Source organism: Solwaraspora sp. WMMB762, from assembly GCF_049179115.1.
In the GTDB taxonomy this organism is placed as follows: domain Bacteria; phylum Actinomycetota; class Actinomycetes; order Mycobacteriales; family Micromonosporaceae; genus Micromonospora_E.
In genome coordinates this window covers 3389298-3415507 of the sequence record NZ_JBMHMD010000001.1, presented here as the reverse complement: position 1 = coordinate 3415507, position 26210 = coordinate 3389298, and the positions used below count along the sequence as shown (strand labels likewise).

Genomic DNA, 26210 nt, shown 5'->3' with positions numbered 1-26210 from the left:
TTTTCATGCGCGCCCCTATCGCCCGCTTCCCCCGTGGCAGGCGATCGGGGCGCGCTTCTTTTGTCTTCCAACGCTCTCCGGCACCCTCGCCCACCTGCTGTGTCAGCCGACGCTGCTGATTACAGTGGAGACTTGGGTCGGGTGAGTCCACGATCGGCTGACGGCACCCGTCCGGCGGCCGTGGACCACCGGACGGGTCCGTGGACCACCGGACGGGCAGCGGGCCGGGAGCGGGCCGGCCGCGATGGTCAGATCCAGCGCCCGCCGAGCCACATCCGCGCCGACCAGTCCTCGTACGGCAGCGGCTCACCGACGAAGATCGGGTAGAAGTACGCAAAGCAGACGGCGACCAGCAGGACGTAGGTGCCGGCGACCACCGCGCCGACCAACCGTCGGTCGTTGCCGGCCGGGTCGGCGACCGCCGGCCCACCGGACGGTGTGACGATCGCGCCGAGCACATAGGTCACCGCGAGGATCAGGAACGGCAGCGCGGGCGCGGTGTAGAAGGAGAACATCGTCCGGCCCTCGGTGGCGTAGTAGAACCACGGCAGCAGCCCGGCGGCCACCCCGGCGAGGATCGCCCCGGCCCGCCAGTCCCGGCGGGCGATACCGAGCCAGACCAGCGCCGCCAGGGCCGGCAGGAACGACCACCACAGCAGCGGAGTGCCCAGCAGCAGCACCTCCTCGGCGCAGCTGGGTGCTCCGCAGGCGGTCTGGTCGGTCCAGTGGAAGGCGACCGGGCGGCCCAGCAGCAGCCACTGCCACGGCCACGACTGGTAGCGGTGCTCCGTCTCCAATGTGCTGTGGAAGCCGTACGCCTGGGTGTGGTAGTGCCAGAGGTTCTGCAGGGCGCCGATGACCGGCGCCTCGGACATGCCGTTGTCCGCCCGCCAGTGCCGCAGGTAGCCGCCGTCGGTTGCCAGCCAGCCCGACCAGCTGGCGAGGTAGGTGCCGAGGATCAGCACCCCGCCGAGGACCAGCCAACCGATCTCGCCGAGCGTCGCGTCCAGCCACGGCCGGCGGACCCCGGCGGACCGGCGGGCACCGGCCTCCCACCAGATCACCAGCAGGCCGAACACCGGGATGAACCACAGCGCGCTCCACTTGACGGCGAGACCGCAGCCGAGCAGCAGCGCCGCGATCAGCCGCCACCACGGTACGGCGAACGGCGGTCGGCCGGCCCGGCCCGGCAGAGTCGGATCGAGCCCGTCGTCGACCGCCCGCAGCCACCGCCGCCGACTCCAGTCCCGGTCGACGACCAGCGCGGCGAAGGCGGCGAGCACGAAGAACGCGAGGAAGATGTCGAGCAGGGCGGTCCGGGACAGCACCAGATGGAAGCCGTCCAGGGCGAGCAGCAGCCCGGCCGTGCAGCCGAGGACCGTGGAGCGGAACAACCGCCGGGCCGTCCGGGTGATGATCAGCACCATCAGGATGCCGACCACCGCCGCCGAGATCCGCCAGCCGAACTCGGTGAAGTCGAACAAGCGGACGCCCAGCGAGATGATCCACTTGCCGAGCGGCGGATGCACCACGTACGCCGGGGTGTTGTTGGTCTCGTCCCACTCGAAGCCGTACTGGCGCAGCTCGTTGGCCTCGTTGGCGTAGTAGAGCTCGTCGAAGATCAGGCCCGGCGGGTGGCTCAGGTTGACCAGCCGCAGTACGCCGGCGATGGTCACCACCACGGCGGTGGCCAGCCAGGACCACGGCTCCAGCCAGTTGTCCAGTGGTGCCAGCCGGCGGCGGACCACGGCCGGCAGCCCGACCCCGCCGGTCGGCCCCGACGGTCCTGACGCCCCGGTGCCGCCCGGGTGGGGACCCGTCGGGCCGGCGTCCGGAGGACGGACCGGCCGGTCCGCTGTCACCGTCACCGCTGGTTCACCGCTTGCCGCGTCCGAGTCTGCCGCCGAGATCACCCCGTGATCGTAGGCTGCCGCCCGACGTCGCGGGACCTCCCCGCCGAAGAATATATTTCGGGTCGTCGATGCGCTGCGCTGCGGGTGGTCGATGCCTGCTCCGGTCGGTCGATGTCAGACGCTCCAGGCGGCGGCCAGGAACCCGGCGGCCAGCAGGACCGGTGCCAGCAACGCGGCGACCGTGGCGCCCCGGCGGGCCGCCGCGCTGGCCAGCCGGCGGGCACCACTGCCCCAGATCAGCAGTACGCCGAGCAGCACGGTCAGCCCCCAGCCGACCGACCACCGCAGGTGCAGCACGACCAGATCGGCCACGACGTACGCGGTGTCCCGTTCGCGGTGCAACATCCGGGCGGTCAGCTCGGCGCCGACGGCCTGGTCCACCGGCGGTACGCCGAACAGCCGTACCCGGTCGACGGTGAAACCGGTCTGTGCGGCGAACTCGCCGAGACACCGTCGGCCCAACCCGTCGCCGGTGCAGTCGGTGACCGTGGCGGTGCCGGGGACGCCCCGGCCGACGGCCAGCCACAGCGGTTCGGCGCTGACCCAGCCGAGGAACGCCGCCGCCGCCGCGACGACCACGATCCAGGCGATGCCGGTCGCCGGCCGGCGGGTCCGCCGGGTCCGCGTCCGCCGCTGACGGGCGACCGGGCGGCCCGGCGGCCGCTCCACTACCGGTGCCACGGTCCGCACCGGTCTGCCGTCACGGGTCGCTGCGCCGGCATCCGGTTCGCCGGTGTCGGCCGGTGCGCCGGTGGCCGCTGGTGCACGGGTGTCCGGTGCATTGGTGTCGGCTGGTGCACTGGTGTGGGCCGGCCCGTCGGCGTCCGGGGTCACCGGCGTGGCCGGTTGGGCGGCGGCTGATTCGCCGCCGTGCCACCAGGTGCCCTCCGGCCCGGCAGTCGCCCAGGGGCTCGGCCGCCGCCGACGCTGCCCGGGAGCGCCCGCCGGCTCCCGGGTGGGCCGGGCGGTCGGCTCCCGGGCGGGTCGGGCGGTCGTCGGCCCGTCGGACTCCGGCATGCTGGGTTCCCCGGTCACCCCGCCATTCCACACCCCGGTACGTGGAGCAGGGGCGAACCCCCCAGGCGTGTCGCGCTCCGTCGGGCGGCTCGGCAACCCGTTCGCGTACGCCTGGTGACACTAACTAGGCTGGTCGCATGAGTCACGTTCTCGCGGCGGTCGCCTGGCCCTACGCCAACGGGCCCCGCCACATCGGCCACGTCTCCGGTTTCGGGGTGCCCTCCGACGTGTTCAGCCGGTACATGCGGATGGCCGGTCACGACGTGCTCATGATCTCCGGCACCGACGAGCACGGCACGCCGATCCAGGTGCAGGCCGACAGCGAAGGGCTCAAGCCGCGCGAGCTGGCCGACCGGTACAACCGGGTGATCGTCGAGGACCTGCACGGGCTCGGTCTGTCCTACGACCTGTTCACCCGGACCACCACCGGCAACCACTACCAGGTGGTCCAGGAGCTGTTCGAGACGTTGCACCGCAACGGCTACATCGTGCCGAAGACCACCCTCGGCGCGATCTCCCCGTCGACCGGTCGCACCCTGCCGGACCGCTACATCGAGGGCACCTGCCCGATCTGCGGCTACGACGCCGCCCGGGGCGACCAGTGCGACAACTGCGGCAACCAGCTCGACCCGGTTCAGCTGATCGACCCACGCTCCAAGATCAACGGGGAGACGCCGAGCTTCGTCGAGACCGAGCATTTCTTCCTCGACCTGCCGGCGTTCGCCCAGGCACTCGGCAAGTGGCTGGACACCCGCGACGGCTGGCGGCCCAACGTGCTGCGGTTCTCCCGCAACCTGCTCGACGACCTGCAGCCCCGGGCGATCACCCGGGACCTGGAGTGGGGCGTGCCGATCCCGTTGGACGGCTGGCGCGAGCGCGGCGACAAGCGGATCTACGTCTGGTTCGACGCGGTCATCGGCTACCTGTCCGCCTCGATCGAGTGGGCCCGGCGGTCCGGTGACCCGGACGCCTGGCGCCGCTGGTGGATCGCGGACACCGACGGCGAGGACGCCCGTGGCTACTACTTCATGGGCAAGGACAACATCGTCTTCCACTCGGTGATCTGGCCGTCGCTGCTGCTCGGCTACTCCGGCGAGGGCGACCACGGCGGCGAGCCCGGTCGGCTCGGTCGGCTCAACCTGCCCACCGAGGTGGTCTCCAGCGAGTTCCTGACCATGGAGGGGCGCAAGTTCTCCTCCTCCCGCCAGGTGGTCATCTACGTGCGGGACTTCCTGGCCCGCTACGACGCCGACGCGCTGCGCTACTTCATCGCCGTGGCCGGCCCGGAGAGCCAGGACACCGACTTCACCTGGGCCGAGTTCCGGCGCCGCAACAACGACGAGCTGGTCAACGACTGGGGCAACCTGGTCAACCGGTCGATCTCGATGGCCGCCAAGAACTTCGGCGCCATCCCGCCGGTCGACCCGGCCGGGCTGACCGCCGCCGACGAAGCGCTGCTGGCGACCAGCCGGGCCGCGTTCGGCACGGTCGGCGCGCTGATCGAACGGCACCGGCAGAAGCAGGCCATCGGTGAGGCGATGCGGGTGGTCGCCGAGGCCAACCGGTACCTGTCCGACCAGGCCCCGTGGAAGCTCAAGGGCGAGGCGGACAAGCCCCGGATGGGCACCGTCCTGCACGTCGCCCTGCAGGTGGTCGCCGACGCGAACACCATGCTCACCCCGTTCCTGCCGCACTCGGCGCAGAAGATCCACGAGCTGCTCGGCGGCACCGGCGTACACGCGCCGATGCCCCGGATCGTCGAGGTCGACGACCTCGATGGCGGGCCGGCGTACCCGATCCTCACCGGCGACTACCGCGACGGTGCCCGGTGGGAGTCCACCCCGGTCGAGCCCGGTCGGCCGCTGGCCGCGCCGAAGCCGGTGTTCCGCAAGCTCGACGAGTCGATCGTCGACGAGGAGCTGGCCCGGCTCACTGCCTGACCGGGTGACCGACTACCTCGCCGGGTTGCTGCTCGGCCTCGGCCTGATCATGCCGATCGGGCCGCAGAACGTCTTCGTGGTCAGCCAGGGGTTGGCGGTCGGCCTGCCGCGTGCGCTGTGGGCGGTGCTGGCCGCCGGCTGCTGCGACACGCTGCTGATCGTCGCCGGGGTTGCCGGCGTGTCCGGCCTGATCGCCACCGTGCCGGGCGTGCGGCCGGCGCTGCTCGTCTTCGGCACGGTCTTCCTCACCTACCTGGGCGTGCGGTCCATCCGTTCCGCCGGCGGGCACCTCACCGTCGGCCCGCCGGGCGGGCCGGGGCCGGGGGCGGCGGCCGGGTCGGTCCGCCAGGTCGTCGGGCGTACGGTCAGCGTCTCGTTGCTCAATCCGCACGCCATCCTCGACATGGTCGGGGTGATCGGGGCAGCGGTGATCGCCCAGCCGGCGGACTCCCGGACGACGTTCGCCGCCGGGACACTCTCCGCGTCGTGGACCTGGTTCCTGATCCTGGCGTTCGGTGCCGCCCAGGCGCGTCGCTTCCTGACGCCGCGGGCGATCGCCTGGTTCGACCGGCTCTCCGGCGCGATCATGCTGGTCTTCGCCGGCTACTTCGTGGTCGAGCTGACCCACCTGGCCGCCGGGTGAGCGCGGCGCCACCTCTGGCCCCGCTGGTTCACAGCTGGTACGGCAGGTCGGTCGGTCCCTCGTCGGAGATCTCCACGCTCGGTGCCCACACCTCGTACACGCCGCGTTCGTAGCACTGCGCGCCGAGCGACGCGACCGCCTCCGGGGTGGGCCGGCACAGCCGCAGCCGGCTCCACCCGGAGTCCTGCCGCAGCACCTGGCAGCGGGCGTCGCGCCAGGTGGCGAGCCGCACCCGGCGGGCCAGCGAGTCGACCGGGTAGCGGGCGGCCCGGGTCATCGCCAGCACCCGGAACTCGTGCGGCGGGTCGGCGACCGCCTCGTACGTCTGGCCGTCGTGGGTGCCGACCAGCTGGGTCGACTGCGGCAGGTCGCCGGTGCGCAGGTACTCCTGGTCGGACGGGACGTCGGGGATGCCGTCGAGCAGGTGCCGTCGCTGCGGTCCGGCCATCCGGATCCAGCCGCGCTGCTCCGGCTGGTACGTGTACAGCACCACCTCCGCGCCGTCCGGGGTGTACGCCAGCAGGGCGGCGTTGGCCGGCATCGGCAGGTCGGTGCAGCCGGCGGTGACGAACTCGGGGATCAGGTGACGCTCGCTCGGGGTGAACCCGGTGCCGAGCACCGGCGGGCCGATCCGGTCCCGTGGCGGCATGGCCACCAGCCCCTGGTACGCCGGCCCGGCCGGGATCTCGTAGTCGTCGGCGCCGATGGCCCGCCAGCGCAGCGCGTACGCCACCTCCAGGCTGTCCCGCCCGCCTCCGTCGTCGGTGCGCAGCAGGGCCAGGTCGGCCGGAGTACGCAGGTGCGCGATGTCGTACTCCCGGTAGCAGAAACCGGCCGGTGACCAGCCACGCAGGAATCCGGCCACCTGTCGGCCGGAGAGGACCTTCATCATCCGGGTGCCGCGCCGGACCGTCGCGGTACGCCGGACCACGGTGATCGCCGGATGGTCGGCGGCCGTCGGCGTCTGACTCAGCTGGTGCATGTCCGCCCAGTTGGCGGCCCGGGTCAACGGGGCCATCAGCGGGCTGTCGCCCGGGTCGTCGGCGCGGTCCTCGCCCACTGCGCCGGCACCGGAGATACCCGCGCCGGGCACCGGGCCGACCTCGCTGGCGTGCACGTGGCGGAACCAGCGGCCCCGGCCGTCGCGCTGGAAGCCGGCCACCGGGTCCAGGCTGACCAGCCGGTACGCGGCGCCCCGGGCGATCTCCTCAGCCGGGTAGACCGCACCCTCGAAGCGGACGTGCAGACCGGCCGGGGCATCGGCGACGCCGCCACGCGCAGAGCTCAGAGTCACGTCGCCGACGGTAGTTGCCGGGTCACCGCTTCGGGTGAACGCGCGGTTGCCGGCGGATGTCCATTGACGGTGCCGCCCGGGTGGGCCGGTGAACCGGCCGGAGCGGGGCGTGTGATGCTGTCCGATGATGACGCAGCCAGCCGAGACCCGCCGGCAACGGGCCGCCCGCCGGGCCGGGGAGTTCCCACCGCCACCCGACCCGCTGCCCGTACCGGTGATCGACAGCCACACCCACCTGGACCTGACCGTCGCCGAACCGGCGGTGCCCGGCCGGGACACCGGCGACCCGGTGGCCACCCTGATCGCCCAGGCCGGAGCGGTCGGTGTCGACCGGCTGGTCCAGGTCGGTGTCGACCTGGAGTCGTCGCGCTGGGGCGCCGAGCTGGCGGCCGGCACCCCGGCGGTGGTCGCCACGGTCGCCCTGCACCCCAACGAGGCACCCCGACTGACCGACCTGGACGAGGCGCTGCGCGAGGTCGAGGCGTTGGCCGCCGCCGACCGGGTGCGCGGCATCGGCGAGACCGGGCTGGACCACTTCCGGACCGGGCCGGACGGCCTCGCCGCGCAGCAGGCCAGCTTCCGGGCGCACATCGCGATCGCCAAGCGGTACGGCAAGCCGCTGGTGATCCACGACCGCGACGCGCACGCCGACGTGCTGCGGGTGCTCGACTCCGAAGGCGCCCCGCAGACCGTGGTGATGCACTGCTTCTCCGGCGACGCGGATTTCGCCGCCGACTGCGTGCGGCGCGGCTTCGTGCTCAGCTTCGCCGGTACGGTGACCTTCGGCAACGCCGCCGGGCTGCGCGCCGCGGCCGCCGTGACGCCGGTCGAGCAGATGCTGGTGGAGACCGACGCGCCGTACCTGACGCCGATGCCGCACCGGGGCCGGCCGAACGCCTCCTACCTGATCCCGCACACCGTCCGGCTGCTGGCCGACGTCACCGGCACCGACCTGGCCGAGCTGTGCGCCGCGATCTCGGCCACCGGTGACCGGGTGTTCGGGCCGTGGTGAGTCGGTGACCGAGCTGCTCGGCCCGGCGCAGATCCGGGAGCTGGCCGGCCGGCTGGCGGTGGCGCCCACCAAACGGCTCGGGCAGAACTTCGTGCACGACCCGAACACGGTCCGGCGGATCGTGTCCGCCGCCGACCTGCCGGCCGATTCGGTGGTGCTGGAGGTCGGCCCCGGGCTCGGCTCGTTGACCCTGGGCCTGCTCGACCAGGTACGCCACCTGCACGCGGTGGAGATCGATCCGGTGCTGGCCGGGGCGCTGCCGCCGACCGTCGCTGGCTGCGGCGGTGACCTCGCCCGGTTGACCGTGCACACCGCCGACGCGCTGCGGATCACCGCCGCCGGGCTCGGCGGGCCGGAGCCGACCGCGCTGGTGGCCAACCTGCCGTACAACGTGGCGGTGCCGGTGGTGCTGCACCTGCTCGCCGAGCTGCCCAGCCTGCGGCAGGGGCTGGTGATGGTGCAGAAGGAGGTGGCCGACCGGCTGGTCGCCGGCCCGGGCTCGCGCACGTACGGCGTACCGTCGGTGAAGCTGGCCTGGTATGCCGCCGCCCGCACCGCGGGTCGGGTCCCGCCGAGCGTGTTCTGGCCGGTGCCCAACGTCGACTCCGGGCTGGTCGCGTTCACCCGGCGGGAGCCACCGGCGGTGCCGGCGGGTCAGCCGGTGGACCGGTTCCGGCGGCAGGTCTTCGCCGTGGTGGACGCCGCGTTCGCGCAGCGCCGCAAAACGCTGCGGGCGGCGCTGGCCGGCTGGGCCGGCGGCGCGGACCGGGCGGCGGCGGTGCTGGCCACGGCCGGGGTCGACCCGGGTGCGCGGGGCGAGGCGTTGACCGTGGCCCAGTTCGCGGCGATCGCTGCGGCGGCGCCGCTGGCCGAAACGGTGGCCGAGTAGGCTGGCGGCCGTGATCGTGACGAGAGGTACCCGCGCGGCCCACCTCAGCCGGGGTATTTCCCGGTGACCGAGGCGTGGCGGCCGGGCGACGAGGACGAGGTTTTCCGTCGCGGCGCCCGCAACTCGGTCAAGGTGCGGGTGCCAGCCAAGATCAACCTGCGGTTGGCCGTCGGCCCGCTCCGGCCGGACGGCTACCACGAGGTGAGCACCGTCTACCACGCGATCGCGCTCTACGACGAGCTGACCGCCCGGCGGGCCGACACCCTGATCCTGACCATGGACGGTGAGGGCACCGGCGAGCTGGCACTGGACGACTCCAACCTGGTGCTGCGCGCCGCCCGGGCGCTGGCCGCGCACGCCCGGGTCCCCGCGCACGCCCGACTGCACCTGCGCAAGCAGATCCCGCTCGCCGCCGGCCTGGCCGGCGGCAGCGCGGACGCCGCCGCCGCGCTGGTCGCCTGCGACGAACTGTGGGGGACCGGGCTGTCCCGTGACGACCTGGCCGGGCTGGCCGCCGGCCTCGGCTCGGACGTGCCGTTCCTGCTGCACGGCGGCACCGCGCTGGGCACCGGCCGGGGTGAGGCGATCAGCCCGGTGCTGGCCCGACCCACCACCTGGCACTGGGTCGTCGCGGTGGCCGACGGCGGCCTGTCCACCCCCCAGGTGTACGCCGAGCTGGACCGGCTGCGGGCGGCCGGTGCGGCGCCGCCGCCGGTCGGCGCCGCCGACGAGCTGCTGGCCGCGCTGCGCCAGCGGGATCCGCAGGTGCTGGCCGGCGCGCTCGGCAACGATCTCGAGCCGGCCGCGCTGTCCATGCGTCCGGCGATCAAGCAGGTGCTGGACACCGGGGTGGCCGCCGGGGCGTTGGCCGGTCTGGTCTCCGGATCCGGCCCGACCTGTGTCTTCCTGGCGGCGGACGCGGCTGTCGCGGGCACCGTCGCGGCCGCGCTCGACGACGCCGGGGTCTGCCGCGACGTGCACCTGGCGCACGGCGCCGTCGCCGGTGCCAGGCTGGTCTGATGGTGAACATCGTCAATCTGGACCGGGTGTCCAAGGGCTACGGCGCCGCCGGGGCGCTGCTCACCGAAGTCTCCCTCGGCCTGGACGACAGCGACCGGATCGGCGTCGTCGGTCTCAACGGTGCCGGCAAGTCGACCCTGTTGCGGCTGCTGACCAAGGCCGAGGAACCCGACGCCGGGCGGGTCACCCACCGCCGGGACCTGCGGGTCGCCGCGCTGCCCCAGACGCTCGACCTGGCCGGTGACGCCACCGTACGGGACGTGGTGCTCGGCACCGCGTGGCTGGCCGAGGGGTTCGGCGCCGAGCACGAGTGGGCCGGCGACGCCGGGGTGCGTACCGTCCTGGACGGTCTCGGCATGCCACACCTCGGTCTGGACCAGCCGGTCGGGCCGATGTCCGGCGGCGAGCGGCGCCGGATCGCCCTGGCCGCGTTGCTGATCCGCCCGGCTGAGCTGCTGATCCTGGACGAGCCGACCAACCATCTGGACGTGGCCGGGGTGGCCTGGCTCGCCGCGTACCTGGTGCAGCGTCGCCGGGGTGCGCTGGTGGTGGTCACCCACGACCGGTGGTTTCTCGACGAGGTCTGCACCGACACCTGGGAGGTCGCCGACCAGACGGTTCGCGCCTACGAGGGCGGGTTCGCCGCCTGGACGCTGGCCCGCGCCGAACGGGAGCGGGTCGCGGCGGCCACCGAGGCCCGCCGGCAGAACCTGCTCCGCAAGGAGATCGCCTGGCTGCGCCGTGGCCCGCCGGCCCGTACCTCCAAGCCGCGGTTCCGGATCGAGGCGGCGAACGCGCTGATCGCCGACGTGCCGCCGCCGCGCGACACCGTGTCACTGCACCGGCTGGCCACCGCCCGGCTCGGCAAGCAGGTCTACGAGCTGGACGAGGTCACCGCGTACGCCGGGGACAAGCTGATCCTCGACGGCCTGACCTGGCAGATCGGTCCGGGGGACCGGATCGCGATCGTCGGTGCCAACGGTGCCGGCAAGACCACGTTGCTGCGGCTGCTGGCCGGAGTCCGCGCCCCGCAGCAGGGCCGGGTGGTCACCGGGGCGACGGTCCGGCCGGCGTTCCTGTCCCAGGAGCTGGCCGAACTCCCCGATGAGCTGCGGGTGCTGGAGGCGGTGGAGGAGGTCGCCCGCCGGGTGGTGTTCGGCGACCGGGAGTTGGCCGCCACCCAGTTCGCGGAGATGTTCGGCTTCACCGACCGGCGGCTGTGGACCCCGGTCGGTGACCTGTCCGGCGGCGAGCGTCGTCGGCTGCAGCTGCTGCGACTGCTGGCCAACGAGCCGAACGTGCTGCTGCTCGACGAGCCCACCAACGACCTGGACACCGACACCCTGGCGGCGCTTGAGGACCTGCTCGACTCGTGGCCGGGCACGCTGATCGTGGCCAGCCACGACCGGTACCTGATCGAGCGGGTCACCGACGAGGCGTACGGCATGTTCGGCGACGGCCGGCTGGTGCACCTGCCCGGCGGGGTCGACGAGTACCTGGCACGAGCCGGCGGTGCCGCCGGTGCCGGGGCGACGCGGGCCGCCGGACCCGGCTCCGGGGTCGACCGGCCGGCGGGTTCCGGTGCTGCGGCCGGCGACCGGTCGGCGGATGACGCCGCCGGTGGCGGGCTGTCCGCCGGTGACCTGCGGGCGGCCCGCAAGGAGCTGGCCCGGCTGGAGCGCCAGGTCGGCAAGCTGGAGCAGCAGGAGGCAGCGCTGCACGAGGAACTGGCCCGGCATGCCACCGACTTCAACCGGCTCGCCGAGCTGGACGCCCGACTGCGTGAGGTACAGGCGCAGCGCAGCCGTACCGAGGAGGAGTGGCTCGCCCTGGCCGAGCAGGTGAGCTAGGCGTCGGGTGAGCCGGGGGGTCAGGTGAGCCGGGCCGGTTGGTGAGCTGGGCCGCGCCGGCCGGGGCCACCCCCCGCTGGTCGCGGGCGATGAGCGACAATCGTCGGCGACCACCCCCCGTCGGCGTTGGAGCAGACCCCATGCACACCCCCGTCAACCACCCCGCCCGGCCGATCTATCGGGCGGTCGCCGCGCTGACCGGCCTCTACCTGGTGATCTTCGGTGTCGTCGGGATCATCGTCACCAGCGGCGACGCCCTCTTCGCGCAGAACGACAGCCGGGTGCTCGGTCAGGGCGCCAACCTCGGCTTCTCCGGGCTGTGTCTGGTGCTGGGCGTGGCCGTACTGGCCGGCGTGGGGCTCGGCCGCAACATCGACACGGCGATCAACAAGGTGCTGGCGTACGGCCTGATGGCGTTGAGCCTGGCCGAGTTGGCGGTGCTGCGCACCGACGCCAACTTCCTCAACTTCACGGTGAGCACCTGCCTGGTCGTGATGGTCATCGGCCTGGTGCTGCTGATGGCCGCCATGTACGGCCGGACCGGCACCGAGCAGGAGGCCCAGGCGTGGCGGGACGGCCGGCTGGTGCTCTGACCTGGTCCCGCAGCCGCCTACCGGGCGGTTCTGCTGCGCGCCGCCCACTCCTGGCGGGAGAATCCGGGGAAAGACGGCCCGCGTCGCCGCGACGCTGGCCCCGGTCGGCGACAGGAGCGGCAGCCATGGCGCACATCCCGGTCAATCACCCGCTGCGGCCGGTCTACCGGACGATCGCCGGGCTGACCGGCCTGTATGTGCTGATCTTCGGCATCGCCGGAACGGCCGCCACCTGGGGCGAGCCGCTGTTCGCCCGGGACGACGTCTGGGTGCTCGGGCTGCGCACCAACCTCGCCTTCTCGATCTCCTCGATCGTCTACGGCGGGCTGATCCTGATCGGGGCGATCATCGGCGGCCGGGCCGGGCACCTTGCCAACCTCACCATCGCGGTGGTCTTCATGGTCACCGGCCTGCTGATGATGGCCCTGCTGCAGACCGACGCCAACTTCCTCAACTTCTCGATGTCGACGGTGATCGTGTCGCTGATCTTCGGGTTGGTCTTCCTGGCCACCGGCCTGTACGACAAGGTGGGGCCGGCCGAGGCGGCCGGCGACGAGGAACGCTACCGGCGCGGCGCGCACCGACCGGCCGAGCGGGCCCGGCGGTGAGCGTACGCCACCCGACCCGACCCGGCCCGGCGGTCAGTGGTTGCGGCGCCGGGTCAGCAGGGTGGGTTTCGCTTCCAGGTGGGACAGTCCGTTCCAGGCCAGGTTGACCAGGTGCGCGGCGACCGTCTCCTTGCGCGGCTTGCGTACCTCCAGCCACCAGCGCCCGGTCAGCGCCACCATCCCGACCAGCGCCTGGGAGTACAGCTCGGCGAGCTTCGGGTCGTACCCCCGGCTCTTGAACTCGGCACCGAGGATGTGTTCCACCTGATGCGCCACGTCGTTCATTACGCTGGAGAAGTTGCCGGCGGCCGACAGCAGCGGCGATTCACGGACCAGCACCCGGAAGCCGTTGGTCTCCGCCTCGATGTAGTCGAGTAGCGCCAGCGCGGCCTGCTCCAGCAGCTCCCGTGGGTGCCCGGCGGTCAGCGCGTTGGTGATCCGGTCGAGCAGGGCGCGGACCTCCCGGTCCACCACGACCGCGTACAGCCCTTCCTTGCCGCCGAAGTGCTCGTACACCACCGGCTTGGAGACCTTCGCCCGGGAGGCGACCTCCTCGATGGAGGTGGCGTCGAACCCCCGTTCGGCGAAGAGCTGCCGCCCGATGGTGATCAGCTGCTCCCGCCGTTGCGCGGCCGACATGCGGACCCGGGAGTTCGATTTGGCCGGCACCGCCGGTGGTGGTGGCGGTGCCGGTGTGCCGCCCGGTGAAGCGTCACCGTTGGTGGTTGGGTTGTCCGTCACTCGGCCCATCCTGCCAGTGCCGGGCTACCCGGCGGGTGCCCGGCACTGTCCCGGTCAGACCTCTGTGACGGACTTGATGCGCTTCGCGGCGATGCGTTCCGGCTTGGGCCAGCGGACGTTCGACGCGGCACCGGACTTCTCCAGCAGCCAGATGACCCGGGCGGAGATGTCGATCTGACCGCGCAGCACGCCGTGGCGGGCGCAGGTCGGGTCGGCGTGGTGCAGGTTGTGCCAGCTCTCGCCGAACGAGAGGATCGCCAGCGGCCAGAAGTTCGACGCCTTGTCGCCCTGGCGTACCTCGAACGGGCGCTCGCCGTAGACGTGGCAGACGGAGTTGATCGACCAGGTGATGTGGTGCAGCAGTGCGACCCGGACCAGGCCGGCCCAGAAGAACGCGGTCAGCGCACCCTGCCAGGACCAGGTCGCCAGGCCGCCGATCGCCGCCGGGGCGAGCATGGTGAACACGACCAGCGCCGGGAAGAACTGGTCGATGCGGCGGATGTCCTTGTCGGCGAGCAGGTCGGGGGTGAAGCGCTCCTGGTTGGTCAGGTCGCGGTGGAACAGCCAGCCGACGTGGGCGTAGAGCAGACCCTTGGTCAGGCCCCAGACGCTGGTGCCGAAGCGCCACGGCGAGTGCGGGTCGCCCTCGATGTCGCTGTAGGCGTGGTGCCGGCGGTGGTCGGCGACCCATTGGATGATGTTGCCCTCGATGGCCAGCGACCCGGCGAGTGCCAGCGCGATCCGCAGCCACCGCTTCGCCTTGAACGACCCGTGGGTGAAGTACCGGTGGAAGCCGACCGTGATGCCGAGCCCGGCGACCACGTAAAAGACCGCTCCGATGATCACGTCGGACCAGCCGAGCCAGCCGCCCCAGGCGACCGGGACGGCGGCGACGACCGCCAGGAACGGGATGACCACGAAGGCCCCGAGAGCGATCAGTACGCCGAGCGACTGCTTGCCGACGGTCAGCGGCTTGGGGGCGGGGCCGGGGGTGGTCTGTGGCGGCTCGAGTAGGGCAGTGGACATGGCACCTCGCAGCGGTGACGGGTTCCACCGCGGTGCGCCGGGGCCCTGCGGAGCCGGTGTGGCGGCCAGCGGTGAAGATCGGAAACTTACGCCTACGTCACCGTAACCTACGCAGCCGTAGTTTTCTACGGTCCGGGCACCACGAGAGACCAGACCACGACGATCATCAGCAGTGCGGCCACCCAATGGATGGATTTGCGAACATGGCGGTACTTCGTCCGGGCAATCTCCGCCAGTACCCCCGCCAACTGCCAGGCCTGCGTTGCCAACTGCTCGACCGTGTAACCGCTCAGGGTGGCTCCGCCCGGGCGGACAAGGGGGAAAGCGAATACGTTGGCATCGCCGGCGACGGCGGTGCGGGGGCGCAGCGCCGCGATGATGTGGTGGCCCGAGGCAACGAAACACACCATGAAGGCCACGGTCAGGAGGATGGCCAACGCCGCCTGGAGTCCGCCGTGTGCAACGACGCCGGCGATCTGACCGGCCTGGCTGACCGCGATGAGGGTGGCGCCGGGATGGACCACCACCAACATGTTGACCTTGCTGTCAGCCTGTGCCGTCGCCGCCTGGAACGACGCGTTGATCGCGGTGGCGACCTGCAACTCCTCGGCCGGACTGAGCCGCCCCCCGGCGTCGACCTCCGGCCCGGCCGGCCCGGCCGGCCGCATCGTGGGTGTGCCCGAGGCGGTCGGGGTCAGGACGACCGGGGGTACCACGGCAGGCGGCACCGCTGCCGGTTCAGAGGATTCCATCGAGCCCGTCCACTGCGTCGTCGGTACTGTCGTGCAGAATGTCGGTGTCTGCGCCGGTATCGTCGTCCGGATCGTCCTCCGGGCGCCTGGGGACGCCTTCCGCAGCTGCCGGGTGCCAGCCGGCGGCGGTCGGCCGCACCGTCCGGCCGGGCTGACCGTGCCCCGGTGTCCCGTGCCCCGGTGTCCTGGACGGCGGAAGTCCCGGCGTGCCGCCAGATCCGAGCGTGGTACGGCCGGCCCCGACCAACGCGCCGCCGACCGCACCGACCCCGAACGCAGCACCGATCGGCAACCATGGAACCCGTCTGGCGGACGGGTCGGCGGTCGGTCCCGGCTCCGGGCTGTGCAGCCACGCGAGCGACGAGTAGTTTTTCTCCTTCACGACGATCTGCCGGAACTGTCCGGGTTGCAGACCGGGATGGTGCTGCCGCACGACATCCTCGTACAGGTCGTCCGGCACCGCCAACGCCAGATCCACCTGGCTCCGCTCGGCCAGTGCGGCCCGTACCTGAGCGGAGTTGATCAGACGGGCGGCGGCGACCACCGCCTGCCCCACCCAGCCATTGGACGAGTCCGCCACCACACCCTGGCAGATGGCGGTCCGTAACCTGATCCGGCCGAACATGCCCGGGTCACGATTGTTCTCGTACAGGGCGTGGCGCAGGCCGAGGATCAGAGTCGGCACCACCCGCGCCTCGTCGATACCGGGACGAAGTACGAGAATCTGGCCGTCCCCGCTGCGCTGGCGGGCCACTCCGGTCAGCCCGGCCCGCCGGCAGGCGTAGTCGATCATTCTGATGAGCCGGCCCTGGCCCTCCTCCTGCTCAGGGTTCGTCCGCCCGGTGTACAACTCGATGTCGGTGGCCACGCATATCCGGCGGACGTACTTCGCCATGTCGATCGGATCCTTTCGTCAGATGCGGCCCGGGACCCGGAGGTCCTGGTCACGGTCGGGTCGCGAAATCGGTGATGATTTCGATCACGTCGTCCTCGACGACCTTGAGCGTTTCCAGGTGCATGCTGAGCTTTAGCTTCGTCCCGGCAGTGTGCTGCTCGCCCTTGTCCCGCTCCTGCAGAGCCCGGTACGCCTCGTCGCGGACCTCGCGCAGCCGGGTACCCAGGCTTTCGTCGACGGCGGCCCGTACCACGGCCAACTGGGCCGCCACCTCGGCGGCCAGCGCGTCGGCCTGTTCTGCGGCGGTTTCCCTGATCTTCTCCGCCACTTTGGCCGTTATCATCTCGGTGAGCTTCTGATCGGCCCTCTTGGTCTTGATCAAGTTGGTGGCCAGCCCACTGCCCAGCAGAATGGCGAGAAACGCCAACGGCCCGGCACCGAGCATGAGCAGTCCCACCCCAAGCGCGATCTGTGGCAGCGCTGAGCGCAGCATTTCCCGGAAGCCGAAACGACCACCGATGACCGCTGCGCCGGGACTGATGACCCAGCCGATCGCCGTGGACAACACTCTCTCCAGCCCGGATGGTTGCTTGCCCGGGTCGGTGTCGACGCGGGCCTGCGGCGCGAAGCTGAGCTTGAGTGCGTCGACCTGGTCGGAGAAGCGACGCAGATTGTCGTCGACGTCCCGGTCCAGCGCCTCGGCCCGCTCGGTGAGGAGGGTAACCAGCTCGTTCTGCTGCCAGTGGGCGAAGTGCTCCTGCATCCGGGCGTCCAGCCGCTCCGACACCTCCTTGGCTGCTGCCTCCACCTGCTGCGGCAAGTCCCAAGGCCGCCAGCTGATCCGGTGCTGCCGGTCGATCTCGATGGCCCATTGCGAACACAGGTCGGCTGCCTCACGCAACCGCTGCCGTGCCTTGACGCGGACATCGTCGGTGGCCGCCGCGAGATGCTGCTCCACCAGCTTGATGATCAACTGTCGTTGCTGCTCCAACTGCCGCAGCGGCTCCTGGGCCCGCTCGTACGCCGCGCGGAGCTCCTCGACGTCGCGGTCGAGCATGATCAGCTGCCGGTGGATGCTCTCCCGAAGCTGGCTGGTGATGCCCTGCAGGTGCCGTGCCGGCGGCACCACCTTGAGCTTTGCCCGCTGGCTGCCGAGAAAGTGCGTCAGCTGCTGCTCGAACTGTGGTATCCCCGAGGCCGCGACCGCAGCGTGGTCGCCAGAGCGACGCCCGTACAGACCCGCGTGGGAGTCGACGAAGAACACCCGGTCGTCGCCGGCGTGCCACTGGGTGCCCAACAGCCGGCGTACCCGCTGTCGGACCTTGTCCTGCTCCTCCGGATCGAGAACTTGGTTGATCTTGTTGCATACGAAGAAGGTGTCCTCGTGGCCGAGTGCCCGCACATGCAAGTTGAGAAACTCGCGTTCACTCGCTGCCAGTGCCCGGGTCGCGTCCAGGATGAACACGACGGCGTCGGCCCGGGCCAGGTAACCGTGGGTCACTCGACTGCGCTGCGCATCCTCGTTGAGACCGGGCGAGTCGACCACCAGTACGCCGTTGCGTAGCAGCGGTAGCGGCCAGCTGATCTCCGCCAATCCCCAGGGGTTGGCCTTGTCCGGATTGGCCTCGTCAACGGTGACGTGCAGTTCCAGGTCGGCGACGGCAATGTCGACCGGATCGGCCGCGAGACCGGTCCGTGCGTCGCCGTCGATCCTGAACAGTCTGGCGTGCGGCTGTTCCCCCCAGCGCAGCACACTGAGCACGGCGGTGGTGGGGACGGCGTACGCGGGAAGGACGCGGTCGCCCAACATCGCGTTGATCGTGGTGCTTTTGCCCGTGTTGAACTCGCCGGCGATCAGAATGACGAAGTCGTCGTTGTCGATCTTTTCGCGCAGCTTGTCGAGGGCTTCGGCGGACGCCTGATTGTCGAGACCAGCCGCGACGCTCCTGGTCCGGCTGGTCAGCTCGGCCAGCCGGGTGCGGATCCCGACCACTTGGCCGATTCCCTCGGGCGTCGGGGTGTCGGTGGTCGGCGTCGATGTCATTTGTTTCCTCCCTGTGCGGCGGTTCCGGTGAGCTGGTCTGGTCTTGTCGCCGCCGTGACGGCGTTGGCGAGGCGGGTGGCCCGTTCGGCTACGAGTGACCAGTCGGGGCCGTCATCGTCGTCGTGCTGCACCGTCTCGAGCGCTGACAGACGCTCGGCGTACCAACTGCGGCGGACTTCGACGGTGGTCTCGACCAGATGGTCGTAGAGCTGTCGCAGGCGGGTGTCGACACTGTCCGCGAACTCCTGCACCACCCGGTCGACCAGGGTGCCGAGCCGCGCCTCGACGACCTGGCGTTGCTCCTCCACGTCCATCCGGAGCTTGATCTCGGTCAGCAGGGTGCCGGCGATGGAGGCGCCGATCATTGCTATCGGTCCGAGTCCGGGCACCAACAGCGCGCCAGCGAGGGCCACGGTCGACGGCCCGACCCGGTACGCGAGCTTGCGGAGCCGTAGCGGCGGCAGGTTGATCGGCTGAGCGGCGACGGGAGAAGCGGACGTCGTGGCGTAATCGACGACGAGCTCGATTTGATGGCCACCGAACCGGTGCAGGATCTCTGTCTCGAACCATCGCAGGTCCGAGATGACCTCACCCCGTACCCGGTTGTCCTGCTCGCCCGCGGTGATGGTGAGCTCGCGGTGCAGCCGTCGTGGCATGTCGCGATCCCACCAGATTCGCGGGTCACTGGCCCGACGCAGCTCGTGGCGCAATGTGTCGCTCAGGTGCGTCCGCCCGTCGTCGAGCTCGGCCCGGAACCGAGCGAGGACCGCCGCATGGCGGCGGCGGAGCTCCAGGCGGTACTCGTCGAACAACATCGACTCTTTGTCTAGATCGGACCGCGCCTGCGCCAGCCCGGCCCGGCGACGTTCGACGTCCAGTTTTCTGAGGCGGGCGGCCTCACCGGCGGTGTCGGCCAGCGTGTGCAGCACCCGGCCCAACTGGACGGCCGCGTGCGCCGCGCGGGCCCGGCGGCGATGCCCCGGTGCCGCAGCCGTGACCAGCCACTCCCGCACAGCCGCCGCCGGATCAGGGCTGCCGGGAGTGGCGAGGCACGCGACGTCGATGTTCGACGAGACGGCGGCGGTCTTGGTCCGGATCCGGTGCAGGACGCGGTCGTGCTCCTGCGGATCGACCAGGTCGAGCTTGCTGACCGCGATGAGGACGTGCGGTGCTCCGCCCGCTACCACCTGGTCGGTCAGCATCGCCATCTCGTCCAGGCTCAGCGGCGCGTTCGCGGCCACCACCATGATCACTGCGTCGGCCTCGGCGACGGTCCGCCGGACCAGGTCGGTAGGGCCGCTGCGGCGGTCGTTCCCACCCGGTGTGTCGACCAGCTCCATCTCGAGGCTGTCCAGCAGCGGATGCTCGATCGTCATCCGCACCGGCGGATCCAGCAGGTCGGTCGTCCGGAGCCGGCCCAGCGCGTCGGAGTCCAGTGCGAAGCGCTGGTACCCGTCCCTGCCCGGCACGCAGATGCTCTCCGGAGTGCCCGCACAGACCACCACCGTCTGCGCCAGGCTCGTCGCGACCGGCAGCAGCGGACGCCCGAGAACCTCGTTGACAAGGGTCGTCTTGCCTCGACCGAATTCACCTACCACTACGGCCCGGAATCCACCACGGGCCAACTGGAGACGGATCTCACCGACCCGCTCCTGCGGTCCGACCAGGTCGCTCTGCGTGGTGATTTCACCTGCCCGGGTCAGCCACAGCTCGATCTGGGCCGTGACGTCGGCGGGCTCGGGTAGCGATGATTCGTTCACTACTGACCTCCTTGGCTCGACGGCGCCACGACGAGGCTGGCGCGCCAGCGCTCCACGTCGCTGACCCGCCGGTAGATTTCTTCCCTGTTCGTCGAGAGTCGCTGTTGCTCCGCCTCGATCTCCGCGCGTTGCCGCTGCTGGCGTTCATGTATGGCCTGGACAGCCGAGACATACGTGTCGTGGTACCAGCGCAACCGGATGTCGAAGGTGACGCGGTAGCCCTCGGCCGCCGCCGAGGCCGCGTCGGCCAACTGCTCGGCAGCGGCGTCGAGGATGGCGTTGGCGTTGGCGGCAGCTCGGCCCGCCGCGTCGCGCTTGACGGAGGCCGCGTCCCGGCTCGCCCTGGCGGCGGCGAAGAATCCGATGGCCGCCCCGACGAAGGTCCCGACAACCGGTGCGAACAACGTGCCGATCGCCGCGCCGGACGCCGTACCGACGGCGAACACCCGCCGGTCCCGTTTCTCGTCCTCGGTCACCACCCGCACCGCGTCGGCGAAGGACCACGGGTTGATCAGGTCGAGATCGGTGATCGCGGCGGGCGTGACGGGCACCGCCAGGTGCGGGACGCCGGCAGCTCTGGAGAGGCGGGCGTACTCCTGGTCGAACGCGTCGTCGCAGGATGCGCAGGCGGCGGTGTAGCGCTCGCCCAGTTCGGCTTCGACAGTTGCCTGCGCCGCAGCGCCGAGCTCGTCCAGAACGGTCCGGACCAGCTGAGGAACGTCCTGCTGCAGGGTCGTCCGCAGGTCGCCGCAGTTGACCACGGCAGCGGTCACTTGGCCCTCCAACCCGGCACGTGCCTGAGTGACGAGCTGCTCGATGCCGTCGATCGCCGCCCGACGGCCGACAGCGAGCTCCACGCCGCCGCTCTGGCGCTGTCCGGAGAGGAAGGAACCCAGATCGGCGATCCGGGCGAGTTCGAGTTCCCGGTGCTGCTCCCGCAGTACGTCGGATCGGTGGTCCAGTCCGCCACCCAGGTCGACCAGGAGCCGTTCGGCCAGGCGCAGCGCGGTGTCCGCCACCGTGATCGGCCGGCTGTGTTCGACGGACCTTCGCAGCCAGTCTCGAGTGGCCGCGAATTGGTCGATCCAGTGCCGGCGTTCCGCATCGGTGGCACCGGAGAAGGCGCCCACCACGACGCCGGGCGCGCAGAGCACCACCTGCGGGTCGGTGATCGCGAGTTCCCGGGTCGCCCGTAGCCGCGCGGAGCGCAGGATCCGCTCATGTTCGACCGGGTCGATCTGATCGAGGTGGGTCAGCACCAGCACGCAACGTGCCAGCAGGCGGCTGTCCAACGTGGCCTTGAGGAAACGGATCAGGGTCTCGGGAAGGACCTTCGCGCCGTGACAGACGATGACGGCCGCGTCCGCCTCGGCGACGGCACGGGCGGTTACCTCGTCGTGGTGACCTTCGGCGTTGGTACCAGGCGTGTCGACCAGGACCAGGTCGCGGGGCAGGCCCGGTGCCGGGTGACCGACCTCCACTCGTCGGACCACTGGAGTCAGGCTTTCGTCGGTGGCCAGACGCGCCAGCGCCGAGGGCAGGTCCAACCCGTCGAGCTGAGCCAGCGGTGGCGCGTTTCCGGATCCGTCCCGGCCAGCTCCGCCTGACCACCACCAGGTGGTGCCGTCGGCCAGGAGTACCCGGAGGGACTTCGACGCGGTGGGGCGTACCACGACGGGCGCGACCGTCGTCGGTGACACCGACGCCGGCATCAGCCTGGTGCCGAGCAGCGCGTTGATGAAGGTGGTCTTGCCGCTGGAGAACTCGCCGATCACCGCCAGGTAGTAGGTGGGGTCGGCGAGCCGGTCGGTCAGCTGGGTGAGCTGGGTACGCCAGCCCGATCGGTAGACCTCTTCTGCGGGGGACTCGTCGATCATCCTGTTGACGAATCGCAGATGATCAGCGACCGACGGATGTCCTGGTGGGCTGATGGGCGGTGTCGTCGTGGACATTGGTGCGTCCTTTCCGGTCGTGTGGTCAACCGGGCTGGCGCGTGTCGCGCCACAGTTCCGTGCGATGATCCGACTGGCGGGGGTGCAAAGGTGACGGACGAGCCGGGGCCATTCGACCGGATGTCGGGCTCACCAGCTATTGGTAAGACTGAACTACCGGATCGGTGGAGCTTGTCGTGGATGAGGGCTGGAAGAATTCCCAATTGCGTTGGCATCCGGGCGTCTGCTGACGCGGGTCATGGCACGAGGCTAAGTGGCCCTGGGCGGGCACACCCCGTCGTCTGATGGGATTGCCCCGGTGTCATGGAGGTGCGGGATGTCGATCGGATCGGACGCTGGCCGTCCCTTGTCGGTCTCGGGCTGGTCACGTTGGCCGGCCGGCACGTTGCTGCATGCCTTGACGGACGACGATCGTGACAAGTTGTCGACAATGGGTACCCTGCGGGGGTACCGGCCGGGAAACACCCTGATTGTGGAGGGAGCGACCGACACGGACGTGATGGTGCTGCTCGCCGGCTACGCAAAGGTGATGGGCAACACGATCGACGGGCATACCGTGCTGTTGTCGATCAGGGTCGGCGGTGACCTGGTCGGCGAGGTTGCCGCTATCGATGGTCAACCCCGTTCGGCTACGGTTGTCGCTGCCACCGATCTCACCGCCCGGGTAATCAGTCAGCATCTATTTCTTTCCTTCATGGCCACCCGGCCGAATGCGGCGCATGCGATAAATCGGGCAATGGTCGGCAAGTTGCGGATGGCTACCCGGCGCCGGGTGGACGTCGGCGGAGTTCCGGTGCTCACCCGGCTGGCCCGGATGCTGGACTACCTCGCCACCAATCATGGGTTGGCGGTTGACGACGGGATCCGGATCGCCGTACCGCTGAGCCAGCCGGATCTCGCCGCGTTGGTCAACGCAGCCGAGCCGAGTCTGCACCGGGCGCTGGCGGTGCTGCGCCGGGACGGGGTGGTGCGTACCGGCTACCGGACAGTGGTCATCCGCGACCAGGCCCGGCTGGCCGCCATCGCATCGGACGCCGAGCCGCGCCCGGGCCGTCCGTGACGCCGCGCCCGGGCCGTTCGGGCTGCCTGCCCGGGTTGTCGAACTGATCGAGGTCTGCCCCGCCGCGATCGACGGCGCACGGCGAGAGACGCGGCGTAGGCTGAGTCGGCTGTGGCAGGTTAGGCTGTGCCGGTAGCCCGATCGGCCGTGGTGTAATTGGCAACACCTCGGGTTTTGGTCCCGATATTCTAGGTTCGAGTCCTAGCGGCCGAGCTTCCCGTGGCACTCAGCCTCGCCGTCGCGACACTGAGTGCCACCCGTGGTCAAGTCAGCCATGCCGCCGCCCTGACGGGAGCATTTCTCGTGATCCAGCCCCGGTCCCGTACCGTGGTCGTCCTCGCTGCCGGCGAAGGCAAGCGGATGAAATCGGCGCTACCCAAGGTGCTGCACCCGCTGCTCGGCCGGACCCTGGTCGGGCACGTCCTCGCCGCAGCCACGGCCGCCGCCGCCGAGCGCACCCTAGTCGTCGTCGGACACCGCGCCGAGCAGGTCACCGCCCACCTGTCGGAGATCGCCCCGGCGGCCGTACCGGTGCTGCAGGCCGAGCAGCACGGCACCGGGCACGCGGTCCGGCTGGCGATGGCGGCCGCGCCCGACGCCACCGGCACCGTCGTGGTGCTCAACGGCGACGTGCCGCTGCTGCGCCCAGAGACGGTGACCGAGCTGATCGAGGCGCACGAGTCGGCCGGGGCGGCCGCCACCGTACTGACCGCCGAGGTCGCCGACCCGACCGGTCTGGGCCGGATCGTCCGCGACCCGGCCGGCGGCCTGGAGCGCATCGTCGAGGAGCGCGACGCCAGCCCGGAGCAGCGCCGGATCCGCGAGATCAACGCCGGAATCTACGCCTTCGACGCGGCCGGACTGCGCGACGCGCTCGGCAAGATCACCACCGACAACGACCAGGGCGAGGAGTACCTGACCGACGCCGTCGGCCTGCTGGCCGCCGCCGGAGCGCCGGTCGGCGTGCACGTCGCCGCCGACGTGACCGAGACCCTGGGCTGCAACGACCGGGTGGAGCTGGCCCGGCTGCGCCGGCTGCTCGCCGACCGGGTCAACGAGGGCTGGATGCGCGCCGGGGTGAGCATCCTCGACCCGGCCACCACCTGGATCGACGTGACGGTGCACCTGGAACGCGACGCCGTCGTCGACCAGAACACCCAGCTGTACGGCACCAGCACGGTAGGTGCCGAGGCCACCGTCGGGCCGGACGTCACGCTGATCGACACCGCCGTCGGCGCGGGCGCGACCGTGCTGCGGTCGCACGCCGTGCAGGCCCGGATCGGTGCCGGCGCCAGCGTCGGCCCGTACGCCTATCTGCGCCCGGACGCCCAGCTCGACGAGCGGGCCAAGGTCGGCACCTTCGTCGAGGTGAAGAAGTCGCAGATCGGCGCGGGCGCCAAGGTGCCGCATCTGAGCTACGTCGGGGACGCCACGATCGGCGCCCGGGCCAACATCGGCGCGGCGACGATTTTCGTCAACTACGACGGGGTGCACAAGAGCCACACCACGGTGGGGGAGTCCGCCTTCGTCGGCTGCGACAGCAGCCTGATCGCCCCGGTCGAGATCGGCGCCGGCGCATATGTCGGGGCAGGCAGCGTGGTGAACCGGGACGTGCCGCCCGGCGCGCTCGCCGTCACCCGGGCCCAGCAGCGCACGGTCGACGGCTGGGTGCGGTCCCGCCGCCCGGGCACCGCCGCCGCGGCGGCCGCCGAACGCGCCACAGCCGGGTCGGCGGCCGGTGCCGGGAACGGGCCGGCCGACGCCGGGAACGGGCAGGTCGGGGCTGGTAACGGTGAAGCGGCCCACCATCACGGTGCCACTGACCCGGTTCCGGGAGATACTGCGACTGACTAGTCCAGCGGCGTACGGCCCAGCCAGGTCGGCGTCCGCAACCACCCTGACGGGAGCAGACGTCTCGATGGGCAGCATCGTCGCCGAGAACCGCAAGAGCCTGATGCTTTTCACCGGCCGGGGTTTCCCCGAGCTCGCCGAGGAGATCGGTGAAGTGCTCGGCATCGCACCCACCCCGGCCGACTCGTACGAGTTCTCCAACGGTGAGATCTTCGTCCGGTTCAAGGAGTCGGTCCGCGGCTCGGACGCGTTCGTCGTCCAGTCGGTCACCCACGGCGTCAACCGCTGGGTGATGGAGACCCTGATCATGATCGACGCACTGAAGCGTGGCTCGGCCAAACGGATCACCGTGGTGCTGCCGTTCTACCCGTACTCGCGTCAGGACAAGAAGCACCGCGGCCGGGAGCCCATCTCCGCCCGGCTGATCGCCGACCTGCTGCGCACCGCCGGCGCGGACCGGATCCTCACCGTCGATCTGCACACCGCGCAGATCCAGGGCTTCTTCGACGGCCCGGTCGACCACCTCTTCGCGATGGACATCCTGGCCGGCTACGTGGAGAGCCGGTTCGCCGGTCGGCCGATGACCGTGGTCGCCCCGGACTCCGGCCGGGTCCGGGTGGCCGAGCGCTGGACCGACCGGCTCGGCGGCTGCCCGCTGGCCTTCATCCACAAGACCCGGGACCCGCTCAAGCCGAACCAGGTGGTGGCGAACCGGGTGGTCGGCGACGTCGAGGGCCGGGTCTGCCTGATCGTCGACGACATGATCGACACCGGCGGGACGATCACCAAGGCGGCGGAGATTCTCTACGACGCCGGCGCGTCGGACATCGCGGTCGCGGCCACCCACGCGCTGCTGTCCGACCCGGCCACCGAACGGCTGAAGAACAGCCGGATCAGCGAGGTGGTGGTGACCAACACGCTGCCGCTGACGGCGGAGAAGCAGTTGGACAAGCTCACTGTGCTGTCCATCGCGCCGTTGCTGGCCCGGGCGATCCGCGAGGTCTTCGACGACGGCTCGGTGACGACGCTGTTCGGCGGGCTGAGCTGATTTCGGGCCCGGCTTGCGCCGGGCTGAGCCGCCTTGTCGGCCCGCGCTCGCGCGGGCTGAGCCGCCTTGTCGGCCCGCGCCCGCGCGGGCTGAGCCGCCCGCACAGGGGTACTGCCTGAACCAGTTCACCAGCCTCGGGTAGACTGGTGCGGTTGCCACGGCGAGGGTGCCCTGCGGGCCGCTGCTGACGAAGCGCTGCCGCCCGGAAGCACCGTGATCGACGCGGTGCTCCGGGCACTGCCCAGTTGGACGAGCGCCCAGCGTGCCCCTTCGCCCGGCACCGCCGACATCGCGTCCGTCTC

21 protein-coding genes and 1 tRNA gene are annotated in these 26210 nt (G+C 71.2%); 12 read left to right on the top strand and 10 right to left on the bottom strand.

Annotation, left to right across the window (positions count from 1 at the left end; all coding sequences use genetic code 11):
• Positions 1-248: 248 nt before the first annotated feature.
• Together ACN27J_RS15075 and ACN27J_RS15070 are read right to left on the bottom strand one after the other, a co-directional pair.
• Positions 249-1862: a dolichyl-phosphate-mannose--protein mannosyltransferase gene (locus tag ACN27J_RS15075; protein ID WP_421372244.1), complete on the bottom strand. Its 1614-nt coding sequence runs from the start codon at positions 1860-1862 to the stop codon at positions 249-251.
• A gap of 165 nt (positions 1863-2027) precedes the next feature.
• Positions 2028-2948 carry a hypothetical protein gene (locus ACN27J_RS15070; RefSeq protein WP_421366896.1) on the bottom strand — a complete coding sequence of 307 codons (921 nt, stop codon included), beginning with the start codon at positions 2946-2948 and terminating at the stop codon, positions 2028-2030.
• A gap of 119 nt (positions 2949-3067) precedes the next feature.
• Here ACN27J_RS15070 and metG point away from each other — a divergent pair, with 119 nt between their 5' ends.
• Both metG and ACN27J_RS15060 read left to right on the top strand, forming a co-directional pair.
• Positions 3068-4870: a methionine--tRNA ligase gene (gene metG, locus ACN27J_RS15065; protein WP_421366895.1), complete on the top strand. Its 1803-nt coding sequence runs from the start codon at positions 3068-3070 to the stop codon at positions 4868-4870.
• 4 nt (positions 4871-4874) lie between these two features.
• Entirely contained in the window at positions 4875-5513 is a 639-nt protein-coding gene (locus ACN27J_RS15060) for a LysE/ArgO family amino acid transporter (RefSeq protein ID WP_421366894.1), read from the top strand.
• A gap of 28 nt (positions 5514-5541) precedes the next feature.
• Here ACN27J_RS15060 and ACN27J_RS15055 read toward each other — a convergent pair whose 3' ends face one another.
• Positions 5542-6807, bottom strand: coding sequence for a hypothetical protein (locus tag ACN27J_RS15055; RefSeq protein ID WP_421366893.1), 1266 nt, complete (start codon positions 6805-6807; stop codon positions 5542-5544).
• Positions 6808-6934: 127 nt separating this feature from the next.
• On the opposite strand from ACN27J_RS15055, the gene ACN27J_RS15050 reads away from it, so the two are divergent.
• From ACN27J_RS15050 to ACN27J_RS15025, 6 genes are all read left to right on the top strand, one after another.
• Positions 6935-7819, top strand: coding sequence for a TatD family hydrolase (locus ACN27J_RS15050; protein ID WP_421366892.1), 885 nt, complete (start codon positions 6935-6937; stop codon positions 7817-7819).
• 4 nt (positions 7820-7823) lie between these two features.
• A complete protein-coding gene (rsmA, locus tag ACN27J_RS15045; RefSeq protein WP_421366891.1) occupies positions 7824-8708 on the top strand; it encodes a 16S rRNA (adenine(1518)-N(6)/adenine(1519)-N(6))-dimethyltransferase RsmA in 885 nt (294 codons plus the stop codon).
• Positions 8709-8771: 63 nt separating this feature from the next.
• Positions 8772-9728 (top strand): 4-(cytidine 5'-diphospho)-2-C-methyl-D-erythritol kinase, encoded by a 957-nt coding sequence (locus ACN27J_RS15040; RefSeq protein WP_421366890.1) that lies wholly within the window; start codon positions 8772-8774, stop codon positions 9726-9728.
• Entirely contained in the window at positions 9728-11578 is a 1851-nt protein-coding gene (locus ACN27J_RS15035) for an ABC-F family ATP-binding cassette domain-containing protein (RefSeq protein WP_421366889.1), read from the top strand. The genes ACN27J_RS15040 and ACN27J_RS15035 overlap by 1 nt, the downstream gene beginning before the upstream one ends.
• 140 nt (positions 11579-11718) lie before the next feature.
• The gene (locus tag ACN27J_RS15030; RefSeq protein WP_416556897.1) at positions 11719-12171 is read left to right on the top strand and encodes a DUF4383 domain-containing protein; all 453 of its coding nucleotides are present in this window, start codon (positions 11719-11721) and stop codon (positions 12169-12171) included.
• 125 nt (positions 12172-12296) lie between these two features.
• Positions 12297-12779 (top strand): DUF4383 domain-containing protein, encoded by a 483-nt coding sequence (locus ACN27J_RS15025; protein WP_421366887.1) that lies wholly within the window; start codon positions 12297-12299, stop codon positions 12777-12779.
• A 33-nt stretch (positions 12780-12812) separates the two neighbouring features.
• Here the strand turns inward: ACN27J_RS15025 and ACN27J_RS15020 are convergent, their stop codons facing one another.
• The 7 genes from ACN27J_RS15020 to ACN27J_RS14990 all read right to left on the bottom strand — a co-directional run bounded on the left by ACN27J_RS15020 (position 12813) and on the right by ACN27J_RS14990 (position 21874).
• Positions 12813-13418 (bottom strand): TetR/AcrR family transcriptional regulator, encoded by a 606-nt coding sequence (locus tag ACN27J_RS15020; protein WP_281555416.1) that lies wholly within the window; start codon positions 13416-13418, stop codon positions 12813-12815.
• Between the two features lie 156 nt (positions 13419-13574).
• Positions 13575-14546 carry an acyl-CoA desaturase gene (locus ACN27J_RS15015; RefSeq protein ID WP_421366886.1) on the bottom strand — a complete coding sequence of 324 codons (972 nt, stop codon included), beginning with the start codon at positions 14544-14546 and terminating at the stop codon, positions 13575-13577.
• A 125-nt stretch (positions 14547-14671) separates the two neighbouring features.
• A complete protein-coding gene (locus ACN27J_RS15010) occupies positions 14672-15262 on the bottom strand; it encodes a hypothetical protein (protein WP_421366885.1) in 591 nt (196 codons plus the stop codon).
• Positions 15263-15284: 22 nt separating this feature from the next.
• The gene (locus ACN27J_RS15005; RefSeq protein ID WP_421366884.1) at positions 15285-16193 is read right to left on the bottom strand and encodes a hypothetical protein; all 909 of its coding nucleotides are present in this window, start codon (positions 16191-16193) and stop codon (positions 15285-15287) included.
• A 49-nt stretch (positions 16194-16242) separates the two neighbouring features.
• The gene (locus ACN27J_RS15000) at positions 16243-18237 is read right to left on the bottom strand and encodes a dynamin family protein (RefSeq protein WP_421366883.1); all 1995 of its coding nucleotides are present in this window, start codon (positions 18235-18237) and stop codon (positions 16243-16245) included.
• The gene (locus ACN27J_RS14995; protein ID WP_421366882.1) at positions 18234-19997 is read right to left on the bottom strand and encodes a dynamin family protein; all 1764 of its coding nucleotides are present in this window, start codon (positions 19995-19997) and stop codon (positions 18234-18236) included. Before ACN27J_RS14995 ends, ACN27J_RS15000 begins: the two co-directional genes overlap by 4 nt.
• Positions 19997-21874 carry a dynamin family protein gene (locus ACN27J_RS14990; RefSeq protein ID WP_421366880.1) on the bottom strand — a complete coding sequence of 626 codons (1878 nt, stop codon included), beginning with the start codon at positions 21872-21874 and terminating at the stop codon, positions 19997-19999. The genes ACN27J_RS14995 and ACN27J_RS14990 overlap by 1 nt, the downstream gene beginning before the upstream one ends.
• A 505-nt stretch (positions 21875-22379) precedes the next feature.
• On the opposite strand from ACN27J_RS14990, the gene ACN27J_RS14985 reads away from it, so the two are divergent.
• The 4 genes from ACN27J_RS14985 to ACN27J_RS14970 all read left to right on the top strand — a co-directional run bounded on the left by ACN27J_RS14985 (position 22380) and on the right by ACN27J_RS14970 (position 25908).
• On the top strand, positions 22380-23009 hold the full coding sequence (locus tag ACN27J_RS14985; protein WP_421366878.1) for a Crp/Fnr family transcriptional regulator: 630 nt from the start codon (positions 22380-22382) through the stop codon (positions 23007-23009).
• Positions 23010-23150: 141 nt separating this feature from the next.
• Positions 23151-23222 (top strand) — tRNA-Gln (locus tag ACN27J_RS14980).
• A gap of 90 nt (positions 23223-23312) precedes the next feature.
• The gene (glmU, locus tag ACN27J_RS14975; RefSeq protein ID WP_421366876.1) at positions 23313-24863 is read left to right on the top strand and encodes a bifunctional UDP-N-acetylglucosamine diphosphorylase/glucosamine-1-phosphate N-acetyltransferase GlmU; all 1551 of its coding nucleotides are present in this window, start codon (positions 23313-23315) and stop codon (positions 24861-24863) included.
• A gap of 64 nt (positions 24864-24927) precedes the next feature.
• On the top strand, positions 24928-25908 hold the full coding sequence (locus tag ACN27J_RS14970; RefSeq protein ID WP_278171466.1) for a ribose-phosphate diphosphokinase: 981 nt from the start codon (positions 24928-24930) through the stop codon (positions 25906-25908).
• Positions 25909-26210 lie beyond the last annotated feature (302 nt).

Excerpts from the sequence above, each read along its gene's own strand:
- metG (WP_421366895.1), top strand. The coding sequence starts at position 3,068 with ATGAGTCACGTTCTCGCGGCGGTCGCCTGGCCCTACGCCAACGGGCCC.
- ACN27J_RS15050 (WP_421366892.1), top strand. The coding sequence starts at position 6,935 with ATGACGCAGCCAGCCGAGACCCGCCGGCAACGGGCCGCCCGCCGGGCC.
- ACN27J_RS15035 (WP_421366889.1), top strand. The coding sequence starts at position 9,728 with ATGGTGAACATCGTCAATCTGGACCGGGTGTCCAAGGGCTACGGCGCC.
- ACN27J_RS15030 (WP_416556897.1), top strand. The coding sequence starts at position 11,719 with ATGCACACCCCCGTCAACCACCCCGCCCGGCCGATCTATCGGGCGGTC.
- ACN27J_RS15025 (WP_421366887.1), top strand. The coding sequence starts at position 12,297 with ATGGCGCACATCCCGGTCAATCACCCGCTGCGGCCGGTCTACCGGACG.
- ACN27J_RS15020 (WP_281555416.1), bottom strand. The coding sequence starts at position 13,418 with ATGTCGGCCGCGCAACGGCGGGAGCAGCTGATCACCATCGGGCGGCAG.
- ACN27J_RS15015 (WP_421366886.1), bottom strand. The coding sequence starts at position 14,546 with ATGTCCACTGCCCTACTCGAGCCGCCACAGACCACCCCCGGCCCCGCC.
- ACN27J_RS15005 (WP_421366884.1), bottom strand. The coding sequence starts at position 16,193 with ATGGCGAAGTACGTCCGCCGGATATGCGTGGCCACCGACATCGAGTTG.
- ACN27J_RS15000 (WP_421366883.1), bottom strand. The coding sequence starts at position 18,237 with ATGACATCGACGCCGACCACCGACACCCCGACGCCCGAGGGAATCGGC.
- ACN27J_RS14990 (WP_421366880.1), bottom strand. The coding sequence starts at position 21,874 with ATGATCGACGAGTCCCCCGCAGAAGAGGTCTACCGATCGGGCTGGCGT.
- ACN27J_RS14985 (WP_421366878.1), top strand. The coding sequence starts at position 22,380 with ATGGGTACCCTGCGGGGGTACCGGCCGGGAAACACCCTGATTGTGGAG.
- ACN27J_RS14970 (WP_278171466.1), top strand. The coding sequence starts at position 24,928 with ATGGGCAGCATCGTCGCCGAGAACCGCAAGAGCCTGATGCTTTTCACC.